This window comes from Aestuariibius sp. HNIBRBA575 (assembly GCF_040932005.1).
Classification (GTDB): domain Bacteria; phylum Pseudomonadota; class Alphaproteobacteria; order Rhodobacterales; family Rhodobacteraceae; genus CANLNM01.
In genome coordinates this window covers 594,483-620,158 of sequence record NZ_CP162414.1, presented here as the reverse complement: position 1 = coordinate 620,158, position 25,676 = coordinate 594,483, and the positions used below count along the sequence as shown (strand labels likewise).

25 protein-coding genes and 1 tRNA gene are annotated in these 25,676 nt (G+C 53.2%); 16 read left to right on the top strand and 10 right to left on the bottom strand.

Features of this window, described 5'->3' with window-relative positions; all coding sequences use genetic code 11:
• The first annotated feature begins 24 nt into the window (after nt 1-24).
• From mreC to AB1F12_RS03210, 6 genes are read left to right on the top strand one after another with little or no spacing between them, the layout of a single operon-like run.
• The gene (mreC, locus tag AB1F12_RS03235) at nt 25-927 is read left to right on the top strand and encodes a rod shape-determining protein MreC (RefSeq protein WP_368186533.1); all 903 of its coding nucleotides are present in this window, start codon (nt 25-27) and stop codon (nt 925-927) included.
• Nucleotides 920-1,459, top strand: coding sequence for a rod shape-determining protein MreD (locus tag AB1F12_RS03230; RefSeq protein WP_368186532.1), 540 nt, complete (start codon nt 920-922; stop codon nt 1,457-1,459). The genes mreC and AB1F12_RS03230 overlap by 8 nt, the downstream gene beginning before the upstream one ends.
• Nucleotides 1,456-3,396 carry a penicillin-binding protein 2 gene (gene mrdA / locus AB1F12_RS03225; RefSeq protein ID WP_368186530.1) on the top strand — a complete coding sequence of 647 codons (1,941 nt, stop codon included), beginning with the start codon at nt 1,456-1,458 and terminating at the stop codon, nt 3,394-3,396. The genes AB1F12_RS03230 and mrdA overlap by 4 nt, the downstream gene beginning before the upstream one ends.
• A gap of 2 nt (nt 3,397-3,398) precedes the next feature.
• Nucleotides 3,399-4,538 carry a rod shape-determining protein RodA gene (rodA, locus tag AB1F12_RS03220; protein WP_368186528.1) on the top strand — a complete coding sequence of 380 codons (1,140 nt, stop codon included), beginning with the start codon at nt 3,399-3,401 and terminating at the stop codon, nt 4,536-4,538.
• A 16-nt stretch (nt 4,539-4,554) separates the two neighbouring features.
• Nucleotides 4,555-4,962: a VOC family protein gene (locus AB1F12_RS03215; protein ID WP_368186527.1), complete on the top strand. Its 408-nt coding sequence runs from the start codon at nt 4,555-4,557 to the stop codon at nt 4,960-4,962.
• Nucleotides 4,959-5,888 (top strand): 2-hydroxyacid dehydrogenase, encoded by a 930-nt coding sequence (locus tag AB1F12_RS03210; protein ID WP_368186525.1) that lies wholly within the window; start codon nt 4,959-4,961, stop codon nt 5,886-5,888. The genes AB1F12_RS03215 and AB1F12_RS03210 overlap by 4 nt, the downstream gene beginning before the upstream one ends.
• A 222-nt stretch (nt 5,889-6,110) precedes the next feature.
• On the opposite strand, the gene AB1F12_RS03205 is transcribed toward AB1F12_RS03210, so the two are convergent.
• Together AB1F12_RS03205 and AB1F12_RS03200 are read right to left on the bottom strand one after the other, a co-directional pair.
• Entirely contained in the window at nt 6,111-6,899 is a 789-nt protein-coding gene (locus AB1F12_RS03205; protein WP_368186523.1) for an SseB family protein, read from the bottom strand.
• An 85-nt stretch (nt 6,900-6,984) separates the two neighbouring features.
• Entirely contained in the window at nt 6,985-7,581 is a 597-nt protein-coding gene (locus tag AB1F12_RS03200; RefSeq protein ID WP_368186521.1) for a uracil-DNA glycosylase family protein, read from the bottom strand.
• A gap of 214 nt (nt 7,582-7,795) precedes the next feature.
• Between AB1F12_RS03200 and AB1F12_RS03195 the strand changes: the two genes are divergently transcribed.
• From AB1F12_RS03195 to AB1F12_RS03160, 8 genes are all read left to right on the top strand, one after another.
• Nucleotides 7,796-9,073 (top strand): Na+/H+ antiporter NhaA, encoded by a 1,278-nt coding sequence (locus AB1F12_RS03195; protein ID WP_368186520.1) that lies wholly within the window; start codon nt 7,796-7,798, stop codon nt 9,071-9,073.
• 188 nt (nt 9,074-9,261) lie between these two features.
• Nucleotides 9,262-9,921: an ABC transporter ATP-binding protein gene (locus tag AB1F12_RS03190; protein ID WP_368188250.1), complete on the top strand. Its 660-nt coding sequence runs from the start codon at nt 9,262-9,264 to the stop codon at nt 9,919-9,921.
• Nucleotides 9,899-11,578: a capsule biosynthesis protein gene (locus AB1F12_RS03185; RefSeq protein WP_368186518.1), complete on the top strand. Its 1,680-nt coding sequence runs from the start codon at nt 9,899-9,901 to the stop codon at nt 11,576-11,578. Before AB1F12_RS03190 ends, AB1F12_RS03185 begins: the two co-directional genes overlap by 23 nt.
• The gene (gene kdsA / locus AB1F12_RS03180; RefSeq protein ID WP_368186516.1) at nt 11,578-12,411 is read left to right on the top strand and encodes a 3-deoxy-8-phosphooctulonate synthase; all 834 of its coding nucleotides are present in this window, start codon (nt 11,578-11,580) and stop codon (nt 12,409-12,411) included. Before AB1F12_RS03185 ends, kdsA begins: the two co-directional genes overlap by 1 nt.
• Nucleotides 12,412-12,491: 80 nt before the next feature.
• Entirely contained in the window at nt 12,492-13,829 is a 1,338-nt protein-coding gene (locus AB1F12_RS03175) for a mechanosensitive ion channel family protein (protein ID WP_368186515.1), read from the top strand.
• Between the two features lie 62 nt (nt 13,830-13,891).
• Nucleotides 13,892-13,966: transfer RNA gene (locus AB1F12_RS03170), tRNA-Gln, on the top strand.
• 343 nt (nt 13,967-14,309) lie between these two features.
• Nucleotides 14,310-15,068 (top strand): hypothetical protein, encoded by a 759-nt coding sequence (locus AB1F12_RS03165; RefSeq protein ID WP_368186513.1) that lies wholly within the window; start codon nt 14,310-14,312, stop codon nt 15,066-15,068.
• The gene (locus AB1F12_RS03160) at nt 15,068-15,826 is read left to right on the top strand and encodes a pentapeptide repeat-containing protein (protein ID WP_368186512.1); all 759 of its coding nucleotides are present in this window, start codon (nt 15,068-15,070) and stop codon (nt 15,824-15,826) included. Before AB1F12_RS03165 ends, AB1F12_RS03160 begins: the two co-directional genes overlap by 1 nt.
• Before the next feature lie 41 nt (nt 15,827-15,867).
• Here the strand turns inward: AB1F12_RS03160 and AB1F12_RS03155 are convergent, their stop codons facing one another.
• The 7 genes from AB1F12_RS03155 to AB1F12_RS03125 all read right to left on the bottom strand — a co-directional run bounded on the left by AB1F12_RS03155 (nt 15,868) and on the right by AB1F12_RS03125 (nt 22,914).
• Nucleotides 15,868-16,443, bottom strand: coding sequence for a hypothetical protein (locus AB1F12_RS03155; RefSeq protein WP_368186511.1), 576 nt, complete (start codon nt 16,441-16,443; stop codon nt 15,868-15,870).
• A gap of 266 nt (nt 16,444-16,709) precedes the next feature.
• The gene (locus tag AB1F12_RS03150) at nt 16,710-17,372 is read right to left on the bottom strand and encodes a DNA polymerase (RefSeq protein WP_368188248.1); all 663 of its coding nucleotides are present in this window, start codon (nt 17,370-17,372) and stop codon (nt 16,710-16,712) included.
• Nucleotides 17,373-17,381: 9 nt separating this feature from the next.
• Entirely contained in the window at nt 17,382-18,266 is an 885-nt protein-coding gene (locus AB1F12_RS03145) for a hypothetical protein (RefSeq protein ID WP_368186509.1), read from the bottom strand.
• The gene (locus tag AB1F12_RS03140) at nt 18,263-19,930 is read right to left on the bottom strand and encodes an RNA-directed DNA polymerase (RefSeq protein ID WP_368186508.1); all 1,668 of its coding nucleotides are present in this window, start codon (nt 19,928-19,930) and stop codon (nt 18,263-18,265) included. The genes AB1F12_RS03145 and AB1F12_RS03140 overlap by 4 nt, the downstream gene beginning before the upstream one ends.
• Nucleotides 19,931-20,194: 264 nt before the next feature.
• The gene (locus AB1F12_RS03135; protein WP_368186506.1) at nt 20,195-20,746 is read right to left on the bottom strand and encodes a recombinase family protein; all 552 of its coding nucleotides are present in this window, start codon (nt 20,744-20,746) and stop codon (nt 20,195-20,197) included.
• Between the two features lie 217 nt (nt 20,747-20,963).
• Nucleotides 20,964-22,112: an AAA family ATPase gene (locus AB1F12_RS03130; protein ID WP_368186504.1), complete on the bottom strand. Its 1,149-nt coding sequence runs from the start codon at nt 22,110-22,112 to the stop codon at nt 20,964-20,966.
• Nucleotides 22,102-22,914 (bottom strand): RNA ligase family protein, encoded by an 813-nt coding sequence (locus AB1F12_RS03125; RefSeq protein WP_368186503.1) that lies wholly within the window; start codon nt 22,912-22,914, stop codon nt 22,102-22,104. Before AB1F12_RS03125 ends, AB1F12_RS03130 begins: the two co-directional genes overlap by 11 nt.
• Before the next feature lie 534 nt (nt 22,915-23,448).
• On the opposite strand from AB1F12_RS03125, the gene AB1F12_RS03120 reads away from it, so the two are divergent.
• Nucleotides 23,449-25,092: a hypothetical protein gene (locus AB1F12_RS03120; protein ID WP_368186502.1), complete on the top strand. Its 1,644-nt coding sequence runs from the start codon at nt 23,449-23,451 to the stop codon at nt 25,090-25,092.
• A 41-nt stretch (nt 25,093-25,133) separates the two neighbouring features.
• Nucleotides 25,134-25,361: an AAA family ATPase gene (locus tag AB1F12_RS03115; RefSeq protein ID WP_368186501.1), complete on the top strand. Its 228-nt coding sequence runs from the start codon at nt 25,134-25,136 to the stop codon at nt 25,359-25,361.
• Here the strand turns inward: AB1F12_RS03115 and AB1F12_RS03110 are convergent.
• The gene (locus tag AB1F12_RS03110; protein WP_368186500.1) at nt 25,304-25,621 is read right to left on the bottom strand and encodes an aminotransferase class I/II-fold pyridoxal phosphate-dependent enzyme; all 318 of its coding nucleotides are present in this window, start codon (nt 25,619-25,621) and stop codon (nt 25,304-25,306) included. The two genes, AB1F12_RS03115 and AB1F12_RS03110, sit on opposite strands and share 58 nt — an antisense overlap.
• Nucleotides 25,622-25,676: the final 55 nt, after the last annotated feature.

Sequence of the window (25,676 nt, the reverse complement as noted above, 5' to 3'; positions counted from 1 at the left end):
TGACAGAAAGGGACGCACGGACCCTTGGCCAATGACAGAAACAGAGAAGATTTTGTAGCCCCGATCCGGCGTTTGCTGGTTGGGGTTCTGGTGCTGTTGATGTTCGCGGTTTTCCTGATCTGGCGGATCGATTCCCCACGTGTGGAACGGTTCCGCGCCGACATTATCAACCGGTTTGTGCCCAGTTTTGAATGGGCCATGGCCCCTGTGACCGGGATGATCAATCTGGTGTCGGATTTCCAATCCTACCAACGTCTGTCGGATCAAAATCAGGAATTGCGGCGCGAATTACAACAGATGAAGGCCTGGCGCGAAGCTGCGATCCGGTTGGGGCAGGAAAATGCCAAACTGCGTGATTTGAACAATGTACAGCTGGATTTACAGCTGACCTATGTGACCGGCGTGGTGTTGGCGGATAGCGGGTCGCCGTTTCACCAATCCTTGCTACTGAATATCGGCGCGCGTGATGGCATCGTTGATGGCTGGGCGGCGATGGATGGGCTGGGTCTGGTGGGGCGGATCAGCGGTGTGGGCAATGACACAGCCCGCGTGATCCTGTTGACCGACACGTCCAGCCGCATCCCCGTCAATATCCAAGACGCAGGCCAACGCGCCATTCTGTCAGGGGATAACACCCTGCACCCGCCCTTGGAATTCATCGAAAACGCCGATTTGGTGCGTCCCGGTGACCGGGTTGTGACATCGGGCGATGGCGGTGTTTTCCCGGCGGGTTTGCAGGTGGGCGAAGTGGCATTGGGCGTGGATCGTCGATTACGCGTGCGTTTGTCGGCGGATTACGAGCGGCTTGAATTTCTGCGGGTTTTGCGCAGCCACGGCACCGAAAACATCACCGATCCCGGCGGGTTAATCGCCCCCGGTCTGCTGCCCGTCTTTGAGGACGAAACAACAGGGGCCAACGATGGTTGAAGCCCCAGCAAGCCGGATATGGATCGCACGCGGCACCTATATCACCATCGCGATCCTATTGATATTCCTGCAACTTTTGCCGCTCAACACATTGCCCCCACGCTGGGCACCGCCGGATTTAATCCTAGCTGTGACATTGGCTTGGGTGGCACGACGCCCGGATTTTATGCCCATTCTGTCCGTCGCATTCGTTTTTTTGTTGTGTGATTTTTTGTTCCAGCGCCCGCCGGGACTATATACTGCATTGATGTTGATTCTGACGGAAACCTTGCGGGCCCGATCCCGAAATCTGCGCAATTCTGCCTTTTCGGTGGAATGGGCGACCATTGCGTTGGGTATCGTGGCGATCACGTTTGGCTATCGGTTGGTGCAATCTGTCGCGCTGCTGCATCAGGCGCCGTTTTGGTTGACGATGGTGCAGATGGTGCTGACGATCCTGATCTATCCGGTGGTGGCCGTGTTGTCGCAAATTCTGTTTGGCATTGCCCGCCCGGCTCCGGGGCAGGTTGATTCATTGGGACATCGGCTATGAAACGGTCTGGCGCAGATACCAGCGAAAGCGCGCGCCGCATTTCGCGACGGGGCCTGCTGGTGGGTGGGTTTCAGTTGGGCATCATGGGGGTGCTGACCTGGCGGATGCGATCCATGCAATTGGACGCGGGGGAAACTTATCGCGCCTTGGCCGAAGAAAATCGGGTGAATATCCTGACTTTGGCCCCGCCTCGCGGCCTGATTTTTGATCGCAACGGGGTCAAGCTGGCGGAAAACGAACAGAACCTACGCATTGTTATGGTGCGCGAACGCGCCGGTGATATTGGCGAAGTTCTGGCCCGGTTGACGCAATTGGTGCCCATTCCCCCCGAAAATCTAACCCGCGCCATCGAAGAAATGACATCCCGCCCGGGCAACACCAAAATCCCGATCGTGGATCGCATCACTTGGGAAGAATTCGCACGCGTTGCCGCCAACACCCCCGCCCTGCCCGGTGTCATCCCAGAGGTCGGCCTGTCGCGGCATTATCCCATGCAAGAAGACATGGCGCATGTGGTTGGCTATGTGGGCCCGGTCAGCGATTATGATCTCAGTCGGATCGACGACAAAGACCCGCTGCTAAACATTCCCCGGTTCCAAATTGGCAAAACCGGCGTTGAAAACAAGATGGAACGCCCATTGCGCGGCTCTGCGGGCAATCAACAGGTCGAAGTAAACTCGGCCGGGCGGATCATGCGTGAACTGGACCGCCAAGAGGGCCAAGCCGGGACCGATCTGCAACTGACCGTAGATGCCGGATTACAGAATTACATGCAGGCGCGTCTGGGAAATGAAAGCGCCAGCGCCGTTGTGATGGATCTGGAACATGGCAATATTCTGGGGATCACTTCGGCGCCCAGTTTTGATCCAAACCTGTTTGTGCGTGGGATTTCTGTGTCTGATTGGCAGGGCTTGAATGAAAACACATTCCGCCCTTTGGCCGCCAAAGCGGTACAGGGCACCTATCCCCCCGGTTCAACCTTTAAAATGGTGACCGCTCTGGCCGCGCTTGAGGCTGGTATCGTCGATCCTGAGGAAACGGTTTATTGCCCCGGTCACCTGGATGTGGCGGATGTGAAATTCCATTGCTGGAAACGCGCGGGCCATGGCAACGTCAACCTGCATGAAAGCCTGAAACAAAGTTGCGACGTCTATTATTATGACATTTGCCAACGGGTGGGCATCGACAAAATTGCTGAAATGGCCCGCAAACTGGGGCTGGGTATTCGCCATGATCTGCCATTGTCAGCCGTCGCGCGCGGGCTGGCACCGGACAAAGCATGGAAAACCGAAACCCGCGGCGAAGATTGGCGGATTGGGGACACAGTGAATGCCTCAATCGGACAAGGTTACGTACTGGCGTCGCCCATGCAATTGGCGGTGATGACGGCGCGGATCGCAACCGGCCGGTCGATTTCACCCCGGTTGATCCAATCCATCGATGGGGTCGAAACACCGTCGGGGGCTGGGGAAACGCTGGGGCTGAACGAAAATATGCTGCGCCGTGTGCGCCAGGCCATGTATGCGGTCAGCAATCATTCGCGCGGCACAGCGCGTGGATCGCGTATCGTCGAAGATGCGTTTCGTATGGCCGGAAAAACCGGCACATCCCAAGTGCGCCGCATCACCGCCGCCGAACGTGCCGCGGGGATCATCCGCAATGCCGATCTGCCATGGGAACGACGCGATCACGCGCTGTTTGTCGATTTTGCCCCCTTTGATAACCCCAAAATTGCGGTGTCCGTTGTTGTGGAACATGGGGGGGGTGGATCAACTGCGGCCGCCCCGATCGCCCGTGATATCACGCTTCAGGCGCTTTATAATGGCACGCCACCCTTGTCTGCCTATCCTGCGGATCAACGGGGCCGTATCCGCACACAACAGCAAAATATGGTACTGCGTGACATTGTGCCGCCAGCGACAAATGACAGGGCTTAACAATGTCCTATCTAGAATATCAGGTAAAATACACGCCCACGGGTTTTCGGAAATTGTTGTTCCTGAACTGGCCCGTCATCCTGTTGCTGACGGCGATTTCCTGCATCGGGTTTCTGATGCTGTTTTCCGTGGCGGGCGGGGATATTGACCGCTGGGCCACCCCTCAGATTAAACGGTTTGGCATCGGCATGGCCCTGATGATGATCGTGGCTCTGGTGCCTATCTATTTTTGGCGCAATGTCGCGGCGGTGGGATATATAGTGTCTATTTTGCTGTTGGTCGCGGTGGATTTGATTGGATTTGAACGCAACGGTGCGCAACGCTGGGTTCAACTTGGCCCGGTTCAATTGCAACCCTCAGAGCTGGCGAAAATCACCGTGGTGATGATGTTGGCGGCCTATTACGACTGGCTCCCGGTGAAAAAGACATCCCGCCCGCTATGGGTTTTATTGCCGGTTCTGATCATCCTGTTGCCCACGTTTTTTGTGCTCAAACAGCCCGATCTGGGCACGTCGTTGTTGCTGATGATGGGCGGCGGGGCGATCATGTTTTTCGCAGGTGTGCATTGGGCCTATTTCATGACCGTTATTTCGGCGGGGATTGGGCTTATTTTTGCGGTGTTCAAAACGCGCGGCACAGATTTGCAATTCTTGGCCGATTATCAATACCGGCGGATTGATACATTTCTGGACCCGTCTCGGGACCCGCTGGGGGATGGATATAACATCGCCCAAGCCAAAATCGCACTGGGGTCAGGTGGCTTTACCGGGCGTGGTTTCATGCAAGGTACGCAATCGCGCCTGAATTTCCTGCCTGAAAAACACACCGATTTCATTTTCACCATTCTCGCCGAAGAGTTTGGGTTTCTGGGCTCGTTTGGGCTGTTGTGCCTTTATGGTTTGGTTCTGTTTTTCTGCATCACATCTGCGCTGCAAAACCGGGATCGGTTTGCGTCATTGGTGACTTTGGGCGTGGGCACGACGTTCTTCTTGTTCTTTGCGATCAATATGTCGATGGTCATGGGATTGGCGCCGGTTGTGGGCGTTCCATTGCCGTTGGTCAGCTATGGCGGCACGGCGATGATGATCCTGTTGATGGCGTTTGGGCTGGTGCAATCCGCCCATGTTCACCGCCCGCGCTAACCCAAAGGGGCTGCTTATGTCGATCTTTCACCTTGCTTATAATGTTGATGATCTGGATGCGGCACGCGCGTTTTATGGCGGCGTTTTGGGCTGCATTGAGGGGCGGTTTACCGACACTTGGGTTGATTTCAATTTCTTTGGCCATCAAATTTCCCTGCATCTGGGCACGCCATTTGCGACCCAAGCGACAGGTCATGTGGGCGATCACATGGTGCCCATGCCGCATCTGGGTGTGATCCTGCCTTTGGCTGACTGGTTGGATCTGGCGGAACGACTGGATGGACAGGTCCAGTTTGAAATTCCGCCCATCATCCGGTTTGCCGGAAAACCGGGCGAACAGCGCACGATGTTTTTCCGGGACCCATCCGGAAACCCGATAGAAATCAAAGGCTTTGCCGATATGACACAGGTATTTGCATCATGATCCAGATTTTAAATGCCACGGCAGTTCACAACCGCGATGCCTATGGGGCCGCGTTGAAAACCGCCCTGTCGGCGCGGGATTTAACCGCGAATATTTCCAGCGACATCCCCGGCGATCAGGTCGATTACATCATCTATGCCCCAAACGGGACGATCACCGATTTCACCCCCTTCACCAATTGCAAAGCCGTGCTCAGCACGTGGGCCGGGGTTGATAAAATCACCAGCAACCAAACCCTGACCCAGCCACTGACACGTATGGTCGATGATGGGCTGAAATTTGGTATGGTCGAATGGGTCAGCGCCCATGTGTTGCGCTATCATCTGGGGATTGATGCACAGATCGTGAACCCGGATCACATCTGGGATCAGACCACACCCCCTTTGGCGTGCGAACGGGCTGTGACCATCCTTGGATTGGGCGAATTGGGTCAGGCCTGCGGTCAGATGCTGGCGCAGCTGGGGTTCAACGTCACCGGTTGGAGCCGGTCGCAGAAAAACATCGACAATATCACCTGCCTGTTCGGCCCTGATGGGTTAAAACAGGCGTTGGCCACGGCTGAAATACTGGTGCTGCTGCTGCCCAACACGCCGCAGACCGATGGATTGATCAATGCCGACCGGCTGGCGCAATTGCCACGCGGCGCGTTCCTGTTGAACCCCGGTCGTGGCCCGCTGATTGACGATGCAGCCCTGATTGAGGCGCTGGATCGCGGCCATCTGGCCCATGCAACGCTGGATGTGTTTCGCATTGAACCCTTGCCTCAGGACGACCCGTTCTGGTCCCACCCAAAGGTCACCGTCACCGCGCATGTGGCGTCAGAAACGCGGGTGAACACAGCCGTCGAAGTTCTGGCGGACAACATCAAACGCAGCGAAGCCGGGCAAAGCCTGAATTTCCTCGTGGATCGTGATTTGGGGTATTAAAAACCAAAGGTCACAGATCACCGGCGTTTACAAATTGTGATTTCATCGCTGTCAGACCTAGCGCTTTTGAATTCAACTGATCCCCGCAAACGTCGATTATCGACGGATAGCCACTGCTTCAGAATGCAAGCACCATTGGGAGCGGCGCTATCAACTCGCGGGTTAAGCAAAAGCTTTGACGACGCCATGGCCTGCTAGGCACAATATATGTCGCGTCCAAACTTACCTTAGCTTTGGTGGCACGTTCGGATCCATGCCGGGGCCGGTGCGTTGGGCTTCGGGGATGTGGGGTTCGGCGGGCACAGGCAGATCGAACCGCAGCCCGTGACGTGCTAGTCCTGATGCCAGTGGATCGCTGGCGCGGAAAAACGCCACATCAATCGCGCCGGCCTCAACGCCTGAAAACGTCAAAGCTTCGCCCACTGCGCTGGCTAGGGCCGGTTCCGCCCCCGGCACTGCATCAATGAACGCCAGCAAATGCCCGCGTGTGCCAATCGCGTATTTGACTTCGACCAGATAGGCCATGCGCGCCAACCCGGTGGCCGTGGCCAATTTGCGATCCACACCTTCGATCACCGCTTCGGGCAGACCGGCGGGCGGGGCGATTTCTTCGATCTGGGCCTCTTCTTCGGCGGGGCCTTGGTCCAAAGTATCCACCAGCCAGCCCAGCGCATCGGCGGGGATCAGCATCGCGGATGGGGCCACGTCCAAATTCAGACCCAACCCGATCTGCAATCCCGCCAACATCTGCGCCAACATCCGCCCTGACAGGGCCGCGTAGGGGGCTGGTGCGCCGGTGAATTCCGTCAGCCGTTCGCTGCGATCAAACACCAGCACAAAGCTTTGGCCTTCGACGTCAAAAACATCCGGGTCGATTTGGTCGCCTTCGGGTTCGGCGGTCAGCAACATGAACAATTCCGTGTCGGCCAGCCGTTCAAAAAACCGCAGCCGTGCGGCGTCATCACCGGGGGCGGCTTCCATTTTGGCGTGGGCGTTGTCCAGATCGGTCATTGGGGCACCTTGGGGTCGGATTACATTGGCCCTGTGATGTCATTTCTGGCGACGACCCGCAATCAATCGGTCTGGGTTTCGCCAATCATCGTGACGCGGGCCTGTCCAATAAATGCCGAACACGGGCCTGAATTTGTGGGATCACGTCCAACTCAAACCACGGATTCTGTTTCAGCCAACGATTGTTGCGCGGGCTGGGATGGGGCAACACATAAATCCCGTTCTGCCCCTTTGCGCTGTATTTCACCGCCTCTGTCACGGATTTCCCTTTTAGCTGCGGCAGATGCCAACCAATCGCATAGGCCCCCAGAACCAGCGTCAATTCGACCTGTTTTAACGCATCCATCACCGGCGCGCGCCATGTAGCGGCGCATTCCGGGCGGGGCGGCTGATCCCCGGCCTTGCCTGATCCAGGAAAACACAGCCCCATCGGGAATATCCCCATCCGATTGTCCGCATAAAACGTCGCTTCGTCCACGCCCAGCCAGCTGCGCAACCGCTGTCCGGATGGATCATCAAAGGGGCGGTTTTTTGCATGTGTGATCCGCCCGGGCGCCTGCCCTGCGATCAGAATTTTGGCCTCTGCATCCAGCTGAAAAATCGGATTGGGTCCAAGTTCCAGCCCCTGACAAATCCGACAGGTTTGCATTTTGGGAATCAGCGTCGCCAAGTCGTCAATCATCGGTCTGCCTCGTAGGAACGGGTGAACGGGCCGGGCAGGATTCGCAATCAGCCCCTGATTTGGCTGAACTTGCGTGACATCAAACGCCAATCCCAGACAAATCGCCCAACTTTGCGATAACTTTTGCGCCAAACCTCATGATCTAGTTCAGCTTTGCTTGTTCCTCCGCTTTCAAACCGCTATTTGACGTCAAAACAAGGGAAATGGGGGAAGCATGTACCGCGTCTGGAATTTCGTTACCAACTACTCACTGCTTTTGATCATCGGGGCCATTCTGGCGCTGATCTGGGCAAATACCAATCCACAAACCTATCATGACTTTGTCGAGTTTGTGATCGTCGATGATTTTTTCATCGGTCATCTGCACGATGATGGCCACGGTCACGTGGTCCGCACGCTGACGCTGCATTATCTGGTGAATGACGTTTTGATGGCGTTCTTCTTTGCGATTGCCGCAAAAGAAGTCTGGGAAGCGATCATCCTAAAAGAAGGCTCTTTGCGTGGTAAAAAAGCCGCGACGCCGTTGGTTGCGACCTTTGGTGGGATGGCTGGCCCAATCGCTGTTTATCTGGGCATGGCCTATTTCCTTGGCTCAGACACCTATGACGCCGTTGCCAAAGGTTGGGCGATCCCAACTGCGACAGACATCGCGTTTTCCTATCTGGTTGGTCGTCTGGTGTTCGGCGCAAGCCACCCTGCGGTTCGGTTCCTGTTGTTGTTGGCGATTGCCGATGATGCGGCGGGCCTGATCATTCTGGCGATTTTCTATCCATCAGGCGAATTGGCGCCGGAATGGTTGCTGATTTCGGTTGCGGCGGCTGTGGGCGTTTATGTTCTGTTCAACTGGCTGCCCCGCCGGATGGATCGCGGCAACGAAGCCCGCCCCCGTTCGACTTGGGTGCGCAACAAATTGTCTTGGTGGCCTTATCTGATCGCTGGCGCCATCAGCTGGTACGGGTTCCAAGAAGCGGGCATTCACCCCGCTTTGGGTCTGTTGCCAATCGTGCCAACCCTGCCCCATGCGGACCGCGCATTTGGCATCTTCTCTGAGGCGGAAACCCACCTCAAAGATTTGCTCAACCACACCGAACACCTGCTGGCCCACCCGGTCGAAGTGGTGCTGTTCTTCTTTGGTTTGTTGAATGCCGGGGTTGAGTTTAGCTCAATCGGGTCGCCGACTTGGCTGGTGTTGGCAGGTCTGCTGATCGGTAAACCGCTTGGGGTTCTGCTCATGGGCTGGCTGGCGGCCGGACCGATGAAACTGGGATTGCCAGAAGGGATGCGAACGGTGGATCTGTTTGTGATCGGCTGTGTGGCAGCGATCGGGTTTACCGTGTCGCTGTTTGTCGCATCCGTGGCGTTTAGTCCCGACGATATGCTGGGCAATGTTCCGGTTCAGGACGCTGCGAAAATGGGCGCATTGTTCAGTTTCTTTGCTGCTGTAGTGTCCATCATCGCCGGCAAAGTGACCCGCGTTCAGAAACAAGACTAAGCTAACAAACGCGTTTAGGGGGCCAATTGGCCCCCTTTTCACCCCAAATTTATTGTATTTTTGCCATTCAATCCGACATAATGAGTGAAAAAACATGTGGTGCCCTTTGGGTCACCCTGTGTTAACCAAGCCCTTGCACAATGGGGCACATGTTACAGGCGCCCCAGAACGGGCTGAGCGGAAACCGGATGCTGGAATTTCGAAATGTCAGCAAGTCCTTTTGGACAGGAAAGCAGCGCAAGGTGATCCTTGATGGCGCGTCCTTTCGGGTTGATCTGGGCAATTCTCTGGGCATTCTGGCCCCCAATGGCACCGGTAAAACCACGCTGATCAATATGATGGCCGGTCTGGAAAAACCCGACGAAGGCGAAATTTCCCGTACGTCGCGTATTTCATTCCCGTTAGGATTTATGGGCGGTGTTGTGAACCGGCATTCGGCCATGGAAAACAGCCGCTATATTGCCCGGCTCTACGGTCTGGACCCCGACTATGTCGAGGCATTCTGCCGCTGGATGGCCGGGATCAAGGAATATTTCGACATGCCAGTGGGCACCTATTCCCAAGGGATGCGGGCGCGATTTACGTTCTCTTTGATGTTGGCGCTGGATTTCGACATTTACCTGATCGACGAAGGCATGCCACAAACCACAGATGCCGAATTTAATCGCAAAGCAGGCGAAGTGCTGCGCGAAAGACTGGAAACAACAACGGTGGTGATTGTGTCTCACCAGGCGACAACGTTGGAACGTTATGCCCGATCCGCGGGCGTGTTAATGGATGGTCGTATCCACATGTTTGACACCTTGGAAGAAGCGAAACAGTTGTATGACTACGAAACCCAAGGCTAGAAAATACCGCATTCGCCGCAGCGAACCGCTTGCTGCGGCCCCCACTTCGGTTCCCGAGGATGGGACAGCTGCGTCAGCGGCCCAACCCGCGATCACGTTCCCAGACCTGTCAGATGGGTCGGTTTCGTCGCCGCAGCCCGTCCGCGAGGGTCAGGTCGACAGCACTGCGTCCGTTGCGTCGGAAACCGATATCAATGCGATCCGCAAAGAGGGGCTGACGGGCCGACAATTGCGCATGGCGCGGCGTGTGGCCCAGAAACAGGGGCTTGCTGTTACGTCAGATTTCGACGCAGTCCGGCAATTGCGCGCCAAAGGCATCGATCCGTTTCAGCGTGCCAATATCCTTGAACTCGTTTCTCCTGAAGATCCGACGGGGCCGCAAATGGCCGACGGTGGCCCGCCTACGGGCAAACCACCACAATTGCCCCAAACCGTTCCCGGCAACGCCAACAAAGGCAAACAACTGGCGCGGATCAAACCAGAACAGGTTCCGTCGACTGATGTAAACAAGCCCTCTTCTGCGGATCGTCGTGCTGGGGAAATTCGCGAAATTCAACGTGATATCGCCAAGCGTCGCCGCAAAAAACTGGTCATGCTTGCCTCGCGGCTGGCTGTGTTTGTCATGCTGCCCACATTTATTGTTGGTTGGTATTTTGCCTTTGCCGCCGCGCCGATGTACGCCACATTCGCCGAATTCACCGTCCAAAAGGCCGAAGGGTCATCCAGCGGGATCGGCGATCTGTTTGGCGGCAGCGGCTTTGGATCACAGCAGGATTCATCCGGCGTTCAGAGTTTCCTAACGTCGCGCGATGCGATGATCCGACTGGACGAAGAACACGGGTATGTGGCCCATTTCAGCAATCCTGACATCGACGCCATCCAACGCCTGTCCGAAAATGCCACCTACGAAGAGGCTTATGGTCTTTATTCTGACAACGTCAAAGTGGGCTATGATCCAACATCAGGCGGGTTGTTGAAAATGGAAGTTGTGGCCGCGTCACCAGAGGCCGCCCAGCAATTTTCCGAAGCGTTGATTTCTTATGCCGAAGAAATGGTCGACGCCCAAACCGAACGGTTGCGCCGGGATCAGATGGCCGATGCCCGCACCGCCTATCAAGAGGCCGAAGAGCGTCGTTCTGAAGCGCTTGCGCAGTTGGTTGAAGCACAACAAGCCACGTCTGCCACCGATGCGGCCTCAGAAAACTCTTTGATTTTGGGGCAGTTACAGCAATTGAACACGGCCCTGTTGGATAAAAGGCTGACCTTGGATTCATTCCTGACCCGTGCGCGCCCCAATCAGGCCCGCGTCGATGCGCTGCGCACTGAAATTGCCAGTATCGAACGTCAGATTTCCGTCATCCGGCAGGAAATCGGCAGTTCGCGTGCGACCGATAATACCGCCCTGCGAATTTCCGAGGAAAACTATACATTCCAGACACTTATGGTCCAACAAAGCCTGCAATCACTGGAAGCGTCCCGCATAGAAGCCAATCGTCAGATCACTTATCTGACGCTGAATGTGCGCCCGGTTGCCCCTGACAAAGCGACCTATCCAAGGGTTTTTGAAAACACGATGGTGGCGTTTTTGATTTTTGCGGGTATTTACCTGATGATCTCTTTGACGGCGTCGATTTTGCGCGAACAGGTATCTTCGTAATGAAAAACATCCAAGTTGGGTCACTGACCCTGTCCAATGACGCGCCACTGACCGTCATCGCTGGCCCGTGCCAGTTGGAATCAGAGGCGCACGCCCTAATGATCGCCACCGCGATGGCGCAGGCCTGTGCTGATGCGGGTGCGCAATTTGTGTTCAAGGGCAGCTTTGACAAAGCCAATCGCACATCCCTATCGGGCAAACGCGGATTGGGGATCGAGGCAGGCCTAGCGGTCATGCAAACGGTCAAGGACGCGCTTGGCTGTCCGGTTTTGACCGACATCCACACGCCAGAACAATGCGCCAGCGTCGCCGAAGTGGTTGATATCATACAGATCCCGGCCTTTTTGTGCCGCCAGACCGATTTGCTGATCGCGGCCGGAAAAACCGGCGCCGTGATCAATGTAAAAAAGGGACAGTTTTTGGCGCCCTGGGACATGGTCAATGTCGTGTCCAAAATCGAAAGCACCGGAAATCACAACATTCTGTTGACCGAACGCGGTGCGTCATTTGGCTATAACACCTTGGTGGCTGACATGCGGTCCCTGCCCGAAATGGCCAAAACCGGCTATCCCGTGGTGATGGACGCAACCCATTCGGTGCAACAACCCGGCGGTCAGGGCGGATCATCCGGCGGGCAACGCGAATTTGCCCCGGTTATGGCCCGTGCGGCGGTCAGTTTGGGGATCGCGGCGGTGTTTATCGAAACACACGAAGCGCCAGATACGGCGCCATCTGATGGGCCCAACATGATCCCGCTGGATCAGATGCCGGCCTTGGTAAACACTTTGATGGCGCTAGACAAAATCGCCAAGGCGGACCCAATCCGACTGTAATCCTGTCGGGAAATCCTGACTTGGACATTGGGCAGCTCCTGCTTATGGTCGCGATAACTGATCCATAAAAGCGATTTATCATGTCCATATTCCGCCGCCTCGCCTTTGTTTTTGCTTTGTTGTTTGTCGCGTTGCCTGCAACCGGCCCCACCCTGGCCCAAGACGCGACAGACACAGCGCCGATGGGGGCGATCACCCCGCAGGATAGCGCGCAATTGGACGCGGATATCGCGGTGCGACTGCGTGAAATTCTAGAAGAAATGGCCAATTACCCCGACGTCACCGTCGCCGTCAGCGAAGGCATCGTGACCTTTCGCGGCACGGCGACAACGCAAGCCGATGCCGATGCTCTCAGCGAATTGGCCGCCCGCATCGAAGGTGTGGTGACTGTGCGCAACGACGTGACAGAAACATCTGACATTGTTGAACGCCTCAACCCTGCCATCGAACGGTTCAAAGAACGCGCCGCGCAATTCCTGAACTTTTTGCCCATCGCCGTGATCGCGGCACTGGTTTTTGGGTTGATCGTCTGGATTGGGTTTCGCATCGCACGCGCGCATCAACCTTGGGAACGGTTAGCCCCAAATGCGTTTATCGCTGACCTCTACCGGCACATTCTGCGCATCGCGTTTGTGATTGTCGGGGTTGTTCTGGCGCTTGATATCATGAACGCCACGGCCCTGCTGTCGACGATCCTTGGCGCGGCTGGGATCATCGGTTTGGCCATTGGTTTTGCGGTGCGCGATACGGTCGAAAACTTTATCGCCTCTGTCATGTTGTCGATTCGCCAGCCCTTTGCCCCCAATGACACGATTGAAATCAATGGGGACGAAGGCAAAGTCATCCGTTTGACCAGCCGTGCGACCATCCTGCTCAGCTTTGATGGCAATCATATCCGCATTCCGAATGCGACCGTGTTCAAAAGCCGGATCGTGAACTATTCGCGCAACCCGGAACGCCGGTTCAAACTAACCCTTTGTGTGGATTCGTCCGCCGACCTCGCAGAAATGCGGAATTTGGCCATTAAAACCGTCCAAGAGCTTCCTTTTACGCTGGAACACCCCGCATCCAATGCATGGCTGGGCGACATTACTGACGGTGGCACGCAGATCACCATTGTCGGCTGGATCGATCAGCGCGAAACATCCCTTGTGCGGGCCCGCGGCGAAGCGTTGCGATTCGTTAAACATGCAATCGAGGCCGCCGGTGTCGAAATCCCCGACACGACCTATCGGATTGTGATGAACCATCCTGATTCGGTGGAGTTGACCCCTGCACCGGTTCACAGCACCGCCCCGGCCCCTCAGGCAGAGGACGTAAAAGCCTCTTCTGAAGAGGAATTGGACCGGATTGTGCAGGCAGAACGCGACACAGGCGAAGGCGAAGACCTGCTGCGCAATGATGCTCTGAAAGAATAACATTTTTTTGTCAAAACTCTCTTGAACACTTCGCCAGTTCTCAGTATCAACCGCTTCGCTGATGGGGTGTAGCCAAGTGGTAAGGCAACGCTTTTTGGTAGCGTGCACCGTAGGTTCGAATCCTACCACCCCAGCCAGCCTTTCTCTTTGTGTGCCGTCCGGCGTGAATCGCAACCTGTCCGGCGAGAAACGCAACTTATGTCGGGTAAGAACGCGACTTTGTGCATTTTCTACTGATTTTCCGACTTTTGTTTGGTCTAGCAAGCGCGTACCGAATTTTCGAAAGACGCCCCGAGTAATGGCCCCTTACAGCCCTTATTGGTCATACACACTTGCAATTCGATGCTACGACCGACTCCCATAGCGGACCTTCATCAATGAAATCGTAGGGCAGTACGTCTCCTGCACCAGTCTTGTAATAAATCAGCCCCACCACTACATATTGTTAGCAGCAACTAACCCAGCGCGAGGTGTAGACTATTGGTCGATGAAGATTTCAAAATCAATAGCACCAATTCTTTGAACGAACTGTCGGAACTCAGGTTCGACATTGAAGAGCTTGACCAAGATTTTGGCCTCAATTGTCGGTTACGTTTCGGAACCATGATCTATCAACACAATGACCGCGAATATGAAGTTGGCGTCAGTCGTGCATTCTTACGCCTCAACCTTGAGGGTTGTGAAACCACCCTTGATGCCACTTTCGGTGAAAGCGAATTAAAGGTCGTTGAAGAGTTACAAACCTCAGAAACAGAGACCGACATTGGGGTGTCTGGCTATGGCGGAGTCGATGGAAGCGGTGGTTTGGACGGATCAGCAGCAGTTTATGGAAAGGCCGGCGCTAAAACAAAAAGAACACGTGCTCAATCAAGGACACTCCTTCCAGTTGTCGCCAAGCCAAACGACAGTTGGGAAGTAAGGCCCCATACGGTTGTTGGCAAGACAAACAATAGTATAGAGGGGACAGCCATCCCAAGCGCACGGCTATGCGTCTTGCGTAGAAAGAGAGGCGGAAACCGTATGTCGGTGATTGCAGAGGTCCAAGTATCTAAGAGCGCAATCAAAGTTGCTGCCAGTCATGGCAATAAGATGGGTAAGACCCTTAGCGAATGGCGAAGTAAGGACGTAATTGTCTCCCAGATTTTGAAACGAGCAATTCAGCGCGAAGCGGCAATGGCCAATGCCACAAAATCAAGTGCCGTCGTGGCTATATCTCGCTGCGAAATAGAAGAAGAATAATGCGGCTTGTTGAAGACATTCTTACCCCTGCTGAACTTGAGGCAATTCAACTTGTATCAAATAGCGAGACGCCACGTTTTGACATTCTGGTAGAGCTTTCAGGCTTGGATCCACGGCGAGATTTCACTTACTCCGATTTACGGCGGCTCAATCTTTGCGGTGCCGATCTGCGCGGTTACAATTTTACCGGGTCGGACTTACGCCTTTGCGCACGCAATGATAGGACGATAATCGATGACACCACGGTCTTAACAGACGCGCAGACCGATTGGATTGAGCTAGAAGCGCTGCCTATTGTTATGAAGATGCAAGAAGTCGAAACGGCATCTGGATCAGACCGTAGGCTTGTAGTGTTGAATGAACTGATCGCTGAGTTTGGCAAATCGGCTCACGTGGTGACCTATATGGTGTCGGCGGCGTCAAAAGCGGACTCGTTGGATGAATTCATTGATTTTGCGCTGTTCCTCCCACAAAATCTGTCAAAGGGGCACGCCAGAATGCTGCAAACTGCGGCGGCTAAACTGCTCAAGAAAAAACTGTCTCGCAGTAAGAGCCGAACACGACGAGACACCACCATAGTATTTGCACTAGAAGCCATTTCTGCAAGATTGCAAGAAAGCAAAGGTACGCTTGCGGCAAAGATATTCGGCTATTTGGCAGAAATTGCTGACACGAAAAACCAGTCTGTTCAACTTGGCGGAACTTACAATATCGAACGGGCTGACCTTGAAAAGGCATTCGCCCGGATTGGGCAGTAGATGGCGCAAAGCAAAAGGGGCCATTAGGCCCCTTTTTGAACTTAGATTATCTCTGGCGGATCATTGCTGATTTTCGTACGCATCTGCCGCCAACTACCAATGCTCCAGAGGTTATCGATATTGCGAATGTACGTATCAACTTTCTTCTCTCTGTCTGCAATTAAACCTATCAAGTCTGTTTGATGCGGATTGCCATCGACGAGAGCTTTGTCAAACATCCCAAATTCTGTTGACCACCAATCCCCATCAACTTCGCCAGCGATCTTTTCGAACTTCGCTTTGTAGTTTTCAAAGTCTTTTTGCGAGTTGGCAAAGCAATGCTTCGCCGCAAGGATTGCGGTTATACCACCCTTTCGTTCGCCTACGAATTGGAGTGGGTACAACAACCCCGCGAAGTATAGGTTTTCGAGTACAGGAATAATTCGTGTGTCGTGATCTTCATCCCAAATGACAGCAAAGTCATGCTGTAAGGCTTGCTTGACAGGTTGTCCCGTCACATCAAACCACTCTGGCACGCGAAATACGGAGTAGTGCGAACCACGCCCAATACTGCCAGATTCAGTGGATTCATCATAGATGCAGTGAAGAATAGTAGAATACGTAGGTGTATTGGCCATTTTCATTCCTTTCAAGAATGGGTTGCGGGTTCCCCCAGCTGCGATCAGACTTTCGGTCGTCTCACGGTTGCATGATGCAGGTAGCTGACTGGCGTGTGCTTTTCAAGTGTTGGTTTCCCGGATCGTGGACGAAACCTAGAAAGAATGGCGGTTTTGGATAACCAACCACTAGCGGCCGTTGGCAGGTCAACGACTTGTTGCGCTGCAGCTTCCTTAAAGCAGCCATCCGAATGAGGCCATGAGATCTGATTCCTAAGTCCGGAACCCTATTCGATGGGGCCGTTCGCCGTAGCGAACAACTCTGCAGACGCTTTACCCTCGATCGCTTTGTCAAAGTGATCACCGATCACCCTCACAAATATGTCGATAACAGCGTCGAGCGTGGTGGAAACTGGAGACTGAAAAAGTATTGCGTCATGCATCGGCAAAAGAAGCTCGATGTCTTCTAAACCATTTACTTCGATCAATGCCTTTTTGAAAATCAGCGAACCCTCTCCTTGAACCACCTGACTAATCGCGGATAGGCGTTCTTTTCTTGTTGCCTTAGGGCCCTTAATAAAAAAGCGATTTCCGAGGCTGGTAGATACAAAACCAACCTTGTCAAAACCCCGAAGGGTTTCTTGCTTCCATTCCTCATAGCGCCCGAATTTTTTGAAAGCACTGCGGACCACTTTTCGCGAGATTCCAAACTTTGCTCCAATAATTGGTAAGTTGTTTAGCTTCATTCCATACGCATAAGCCAAAAACATGATCTTCGCTGCTTTACGATCACCTTCACCATTCAGGCAATCAATCCGAAAACTCTCATACATATCGGCCTGAGAAAATAGACGGTGCAACTCAGCATCCCCCGAAAGCGCGGCCATAATCCCGACCTCAAACTGATCGAAATCAACATAACCAAGCTCGTATCCAGGATCGGCAACCAGTATCGATCGTTACCTCTTCGCCAAGCTTTGCAAGTAAGGACTACGAGCGGAAATTCTAGAAGTTCTTGACCCTTGAGTATCCAGTATCGGATGAACTCGTCCGCCCCTTACAGCAAGACTATCCAAAACACCTCTAGTACGATCCAGCTCTCGAACGTCCTGTACCGCTTCGGAAAAATCGCGAACCTGAGGCATAAAATTTAGTACAAAATCGAAGCCATACTCTTCTGTATCAATGCCTTTAGAAGTCGCATAGAAGAGGATATCTTCCTTTGACGGTATCTCTAGCGGAACATCAAACCTATCAGAAAGCTCCCTCAAGGACGTATAATAATCATGGCGGGCGTTGAGCCGAAACTCGGCAATTTTACGTGCTTGAATTCTGATGCCGCGCGACGACATCGTTGAGCAAATATTCTGACAGGGTACTTCAATTTCAAAAAATCTTTGAAATTCTCCATTCTGATGGGCAACCCGACACAACTCAATGTAGTAGGTCAAAAGGATTCCATGAAAGGCCGAAATAGCCTCTAGGTCTGGCTCCGTTTCACCATAAAAGTTGCCTTTGTATGTCTGTGCGATATCAAAATTTAGAGGGAATATTCGGTTTATTCTTCGGATTGCATCAACTTTTTCACGCCTTTTGCGTTCGTCACCATCACGCGATGTAAGGATGTGGAAATCATCTAGATCGATTACCTTTGGAGGCAAGCAGCCCGCTTCCTCATAGATATCTTGGCAAATCATCCAGTAGTCATGTGTCACCATATAGCCCTGAACCGAGCAAACTTCGTTCGCGGTCACTTCGCGGAAACCATTGTTATCGGTTAAGTAATATTTTGAACTTCTTGGTTTCGAATAGCTCTTTATGAACGAAAGGATCACAATGCTCATGAGTAATCCCTGATATCTTCATAGAGCGCTGAAAACGAGGCTTGTTCTCGTTCGGCAATCGCAACCCCGTCACTTCGATATTTTTTCGGAGCCCTTGTCATAGTCCCAATGAGCTTTGTTGACACATTGCCGCGCATTACTTTCTTCTGGTCGGCTGGTAACGAACTTGCTGCAAAAAGGAAGAACCGTTGGTTTTGGAATGGCCAACTATCATTCAGCTTTTCCAAGAGCGTCGCAATTGGGCCTAAGAAACCAATGGATTGAAGCCAAATGAATATTCCGGCAGCTTCGCCAGTGGTGGGGTCATCGCTCACGACCGTGCTCGCTAAGGCCTTTAGTTCATCGCTTTCAAATCTCAATGAGGCGAGGAGAATCCACAGACGATGGTTTTGCCAATCGTGGATGCAGGCGGCTCGGTCAGTGAGAAACGATTGTACTTCAATAAGGCGCTCAGCGGGCGGTCGAAGGACGAAGAGAAGCCTGCAGATTTGATCGCTTGATACCGGGTCGGTTCGAAGCGCTGCGAGTGCATATGCCAAGAGTTGATCTGCTTCTCCGCTGTCGACGTCAAAGAGCCCTGCTTCGATGAGTTGACTGAGCCTGTTGACACCAAACCGGAACGCTCGAGACTGAGTATCATTTGCGGCCAAAGCCGTTTGGATAACTTGGACGACATAGTCGATTGAACGAATAAAAACCCGGCGACTCTTGGATTTCCACATGCTGTCTATGGCCAGCACCATAGGATTCTGGGACGGAAAAAGTTCAATGATTTCCTGATCAGTACTGTTGGGACTTAGGATCGTTGTCTTGCTTGAATTAATATTCATTCCAACATTTCGAAGTAATCCAATTGTTTTCTGCATCGCTTGGCGCGCTTCATGCTCCGACGTGCAGACGATTCGGATGTCGTCGACATACCTGTAGTAGTCATACCCCGACTTCTGCATTTCAAAGTCGAATCTCGATAGCAAAACATTTGAAAGAAACGATGAGCAATCACGGTTTTGCGGGAGGCCAAAGTCTCCTGAAAACGACCATTGCTCTAGCACTTCTCCAAGAACTCTGATGGCAGCTCGAATCTGCCCTTTTTCGTAGCCACTGCAGTCGCATTTAGTCGCCAGGTCAGAAACTTCCTTGGTCAGTTGTGCTGATGAAACATTCTCAAAGAAGTTCCCAATATCTGTGGCCGCTAAGAAGGTTCCATCCGCCTTAAACCTATAGGTAAGCCCTTCGTAATCTAACCACTTCCCAATCTTGCTCCGAAAGAGATATTTCTTGTCCGTTCCGCCACGATTGAACCGGTAACTAAGAACCCGATGAGAAAGCAAAGGGTCAAGTTTAGGCATCAAGAATGTGCAAATTGCCTGATAGACAAACCGGTCAAAGAAATCGATCTCTAGGGAATAGCGTTCTGCGTACGCTTTTTTAGGAATAGCGCGCAATACGCGCTTGGTTCCGATGTACTGGCCAGCGCCCTCATTCAGACACTTTAGAAGCGTCTCGGCGGCATAAGAGTGGTCAGCAAATATGTCAGCGTACCCGAGGGTATCCGCATACCAATCGTCTCGCATATCTTGCTGTAGATGTTGCATGACAAGTTTGAAATCTACCGGGAAGCCAAAGACCTGCCCTGTCTGAAATAGCTCTAAATTCCCGTCCAAGACACAGCACCCAAACTTATAAAAATTCAACTATCGTTGAGCTTAGCGCTCATGACAAGGGCACAATCTATGATTGAGGCGTCAAACTTTACATTTGAAGCGGACGTTTCTGGAAACCGCAAAAAAATGAGTTCATACCTTTCACAAAAGTCGCGGCAATGTTTGTAAAGTGACGGGAGAGGTCCACTTTTGACGCTCATTCGACAAGAGTTCGCTGTTGCCGCAAATGTCTTCTTCCCGCCCGTTTTGACCGTTACGCTTTAGCTACGATGACCGGAGTCTCGAAATAGTCGTATGAGCTACCCCAAAGTCCTTCGCGATGGCTCGCGCGCTTTCGCCTTTTGACATGCGATCAGTGGCTATCTGTCTTTGATGCTCAGTCAACTTGGGCTTCCGGCCAAATTTGACACCCTTTGCCTTAGCGGCCTCTCGGCCTTCATTCGCGCGCCTTGTAATCCGCAGTCGTTCATCCTCCGCAAGCGCTGAAAGGAAGGCCAGTATTCCTTTCCCCATTGGCGTGGTGAGATCGAGCCACGGCCTGTCCAACACCTTAACCAGAGCTTCTCTATCGGCCACACGTTGGATGATACTGATACCGTCGAGCATAGACCGCGTCGCTCGATCCCACTCTGCAATGACCAGGACATCTCCATGCCCCAGTGCGTCAATGGCAAGTTCAAGCTGTGGTCGCCCTTTGAGGGATTTTCCACTCGCTCTTTCACGGAATATCTCATCACATTTTGCCGCGCGTAGCGCCCCGATCTGGCGGTCTAAATTCTGAGCCGTTGTTGAGACGCGTGCGTAGCCGATTTTCATCTTCACATCGTACAATCTTTGTACTTAAAAACGCACCTGATTTATGCACCAACCTATCACCTTACAGGGCAAGGCTTCAACGAATTGGTGCAAATATCATGAATTCCGCTCCGGTGATGGAACCCGGACGTTCGAGCACGGCGCAGCGAAGGTTCCAAGAGAGCCCTACCTTTCAAATGCAGCGCAACACTTGAATGTCCGCATTCGCGCAGTGTTGCTATACCAGAATTACCCAATGCGCTTCCCACAACTGCGGCGGCTCAGTCTTTTTGGACAGATGCGCAATCACTGCTTCCGGCACGGCATCTGGTCGATCCCTGTTCTGACGCCGCAGTTGGACTGGGCCGGGTTCGAGATAGACAATCTCGACACGTGCTCCGTAGTCACGCAGTAGCCGCAGAACCCTGGATCGGTTCTGTCGGGTCACATTGGTAGCGTTCCAAACAAAATCACGCTTGGCCCGCAGGTGCTCTCGCGCCCGTTCTTGCGCAGCCTGGATGACCTGGCCTTGATTGTCAGTTGCAGAGACGCCGAGTTCGTCTCGGATCAAATCAAGGCTGACGACAGGATGTTCTGGGCGGTGTTTCTCGATCCAGGTATCCTTCCCTGCGCCGGGCAAACCGGACATGACGGTAACCGTACAAGGGAACGCCTCGTGCGCCTCATAGTGCGGGTCTCGGTCTTCCAACTCAAAGAAGGCAACCCGGCTTTCATCATTGGCGAAGGCAAATTGGTGATCCCAACAGTTGGCCTCTTGGAACATCAATGCGGCGGGGCTGACACTCTCCAAGATGGATTGCTGGTCCTCACATTTGCGACCTAAGGCGTCGGCTTTGGCTTGAAGGCAAAGGTGATCCGGCCTGCACCGCCATGATGTCTCAATAGCCATACGGTTTGGATCAGGCCGCTCGATCAGCCAGAACGGCAGTTGGTGGTGGGAGATGATCCCGCACAGGGCTTCACGCCATGCAAACGGAGACCCCGCATACCACAGTAGTTCCCGTGCAATGGATGCACCGACACGGGAATGGCCACGGGAAGATATGCGTCCGTCATCTTCATGCTTTGTGACGGCAGGCTTGCCGACATCATGCAAGACGGCGGCCCAGAATAAGTTACTCCGGTCCACATCGGGAAGACCTTGCCAGTCTGGGTCCGCCACCAGAGCCTCGACCACCATTCGTGTGTGCGTCCCAACATCGCCCTCAGCATGATGGATTGGGTCCTGCGGGCAGGTGTCGAGGGTAGTAAGCTCCGGCCAAAGCGACCAAATCTCGTCCCAATCCACCTGCAAGAAGGGACTGGAGGGGACCAGGGCCAGTAGGTTTTCATGGGTGACCGCGTGTTTGATGGGCCTACGCATCATAAGCCCCTTCCACACCCAAAGTGGACGCAAAGATATCGACGCCATCGTCCAAGCCATTTGGCAGGATAGGACGGTCCTGCCAATGTCCGTCAGCCGCTTCAATCGCCTGTAAGAAGTCAGCCCGGACGAACTTGAACCGATCCTCCACGTGGTCCGCATTTTCTTGCTTAAGGTACAACCCTTCGGCTAGGTCGCTATCCTCTGTTTGCTGGTCAACCATGTCAGGACGGCTGCCGGACCGCTCTGCTGCCACCGACAGTGCATCACGCCATTCTTCCGATTTGTACGGTGAAGGTCGGGTAAGGCTGACCAATTGTTCAACTGACTTGATTTCGCCCGTATGCACGACAGGCACCGGCATGATCGGTAACCCGGTGAGCAGAGACTTACGGGCAGCCGTGCTAAGGAATACGCTGGCATCCCGGTCAAGCACATCGAACTCCACAAAGTAATGCGGTAGCCGGTCATAGAACACGGTGTGTTTGGCATACATCCATTCGCCATACATAACGAAACGATGGCCCAGCACCGGGTGCAGGACATGTGCATGGGCCGCCGCCCAGGTCTTGAGCAAAGAGAAGTGACGTTCGCGGCCACCGCCGGTCAAATAATGCCCACGGCTTTGCAGCAGCAGGTTGCCATCCGCGTCGAAGGATACGGCGGAATTGGCCCCGTCGAGCTTTTCTTCGACAATCAAGGGCTGGCCTGAAAGTTCTTTGATTGGTTTGTCATCCGCCATATCGCCCAACTGAAGGCGCGAGCCTTCAACGTGCCGCGTACGCGGGTATTTCTGGATATTCATAACAGTCTCATGATGTATCAATTGGTCGCACAAAAACACCCGGCAGGACTTACCAAAGTGTTGGTTTGATTTTGTGCGTTGCGATTACATCGGACTTCCATGGGGCTCGGGGTTGAGACAGGCGACCCGCTTAACGTTGACAAGCGCAAAAATCAACAGCGGACATTGCCGACCTCGATTTGAAAGTCAGCTTTGCGAACTCCGGAAATCGACAGTCTTTGCTTTGTTGCAAGAAATCCATCTTCCGAACAGTCTACGACACGCAACATAAGGCTCTTAGCCTTGATCTAGACAGTCAGCTGCAGCGCTTACTTTTTCCCAGAAGGTCAAAGCCTTCTGGCGCCCAACATTAAAGCCTTGGGTCAAGGACGTGCTGTCGTCCGTCTCGGGAGACATTCCGATATGCGACTTGGCGGAACGATGCCACGCAGGTGGTCGGGCCTTTCGCCCGATCGTGAGGGGCCTTTTTGAAGGCGAACTTCAGAAAGTCAGCGGTGGGCGTATCAACCTCTTCACGATGGTGCGGCGACTCCAATGATACCGAAGATCAACTTCAGCACCATTGATCTCTATTTCTTGGACCGGGTTCCATACCATTTCATCATGGGTGACGACCATTCCGCATATTTCCGGCGGGAGGATGGATCCAAAGCGATCGAGCGCTTTGGTTGGGAGGAATTGGACCACATCGTTGGAAGCGACCGCTGGGAATTCAAAAGGCGGCAAGCAACAATTCAAGATGCACAAATTGCCCGGGATCCATACGTATTCATATGGGAGCTGACAAAGAAGCAGCGGAAATTGCTACTGTTTCGCTGGTTCTTCGTCTGCGCCGTAAACAAACTGCGCGAAGAGCAGAGTTTGAGCCTCACTACCAAGGACGTTGCTGAAAAGTACCTACTCATTCACCGAGAAGCTACGAAGGAGTGGCGGGCATTCTGCGGAGAATTCGGCAAGCAATATTATAGCTCAAAGGATACAAGTCTTGGCGCAACGCCAGGTGCCTCCACAATTCTCAAGTGGCGGCGCAAAGTAGATAAGGCTGGCGGACGCCTATATGTTCTCCAAGATCAGCGCGGTCGAAGTTCCAACATAGATATTGATCAAGAAAGCTATAAATTCATTATCCAGCACCTTCGCGAATACTTGCTCGAACAACAACACAACGGCAACGAAATTGCTGAGAAAACAATCGCTGCGCTCAAGATAGAAAACATTAGACGCAAAGAGCTCGGCGAACCGCTGCTCGAAGGAAGGTGCAGATCTGCGCTCCATGAATGGATTGCAAATTTCAGTGACTTAGAAATCGATTTTGGCCGTAAGGGTTCGGAGTTCGCTGAGCGCAAGTACTCAGCCGCGGGCAAGACTGAGCGCGCAACGCGGCCGGGTCAGACGTTCCCAGTCGATGAATGGGAAGTTGATGCACGAAACATCATCATGTCGGGCCCGATGCGTGAAGGGCTTGATCAGGCAACGATAAATTCACTCCCGCGTGGACGGCGCTGGATGTACATCGTGATCGATGTCGCCACCAGATACATAGTTGGATTTGGGCTTTCGTCTTCACAGCAATCGGAGGCAGCGATACGTGCTTTGCATTCAGCGACTCGAGACAAGGCGGAACTGGCTCAAGCAGCTGGTGCAGAATGTGATTGGAAAGGTTTCTATTTTGAGAGCTTAGAAAGCGATACAGGCAGCGCATTCAAGGCTGAAGCGACGCCGCGCGCGGTGAGCGTGTCGGGCGCAACATATGTTTATGGTAAAACTGGGCAGCCAGAGTTTCGGGCAATCATAGAGCGGCTTTTCAGAACGTTCGCGCTTCGCGCAATGCCATACATTCCGGGTCGGACTTTCAGTAATCCTCGCGAAACGGGCAATTATGAAACCGAACGGCAAGCAGTGCTGACTGACGACCAGCTGGCGCTCATCTTCATCAGATTCATTGTCGACGTTTACCATCAGTCACCTCATGCCGGGCTACTCAAAGAAACGCCAGCAGACGCTCTGGTTAGACTGTCCGGGCAAGTGGGACTGCCTGAAAAGAGATCGCCGCGAACACGTCGAAGAGCATTCGGCATCCGCGCAGGTATGAGCGCGGGGAAGAAATTTGGATCGATGCCGGAAGCTCTGCTTACGAATTTAGTCGCACTCGTGAGTTTGCCTCAGTCCTCCAATTAGAGACAATTTTTCGTCGTTTGGGTGTGATCCGGGGGATCCGCGTGCTTCTCCAACGAAAACCGGATGGTGTTGAGATTGATATGGAGCACGCAAGTTTTGGCCAGCTTGCTTTGATTTCGTCCATGTTATTCTTGGCAACCAATGTCGGACGTGATCCGCTGATAATTATCGATGAACCTGAGAACAGCCTTCATCCCAGTTGGCAGTGGGACTACGTTGAGAAAAATTTGGTTGCGATGAACTTTCGTAATGCGAGTGTGATAAGCTGACATTGACTAAGGGTTCTTTTAGCAAGACTGGGAGTCTCGCAAACTGCGTTGAGCCCTCCGGCTCGTTCCCCATAAATCGACATATTTTTGGAAAAATTGTTCACGATAAAACACGGTAGGCCAGTTTCCGAATAAGAGCGAACAAAGTTTGCATTCTCATCGATCGTTGAGCCAAAACCTTGGTATGCCATATCAAACACGACGATATGTTCTTTTTCGCCCATCAAATCCGTGAGTTGTGTTTTCTGCTCTTTAGACAAATCCAAGCCCGTTGGGTTGTGGCACAAAGTCAACTTTAGCCTGTAAAAGACGGTA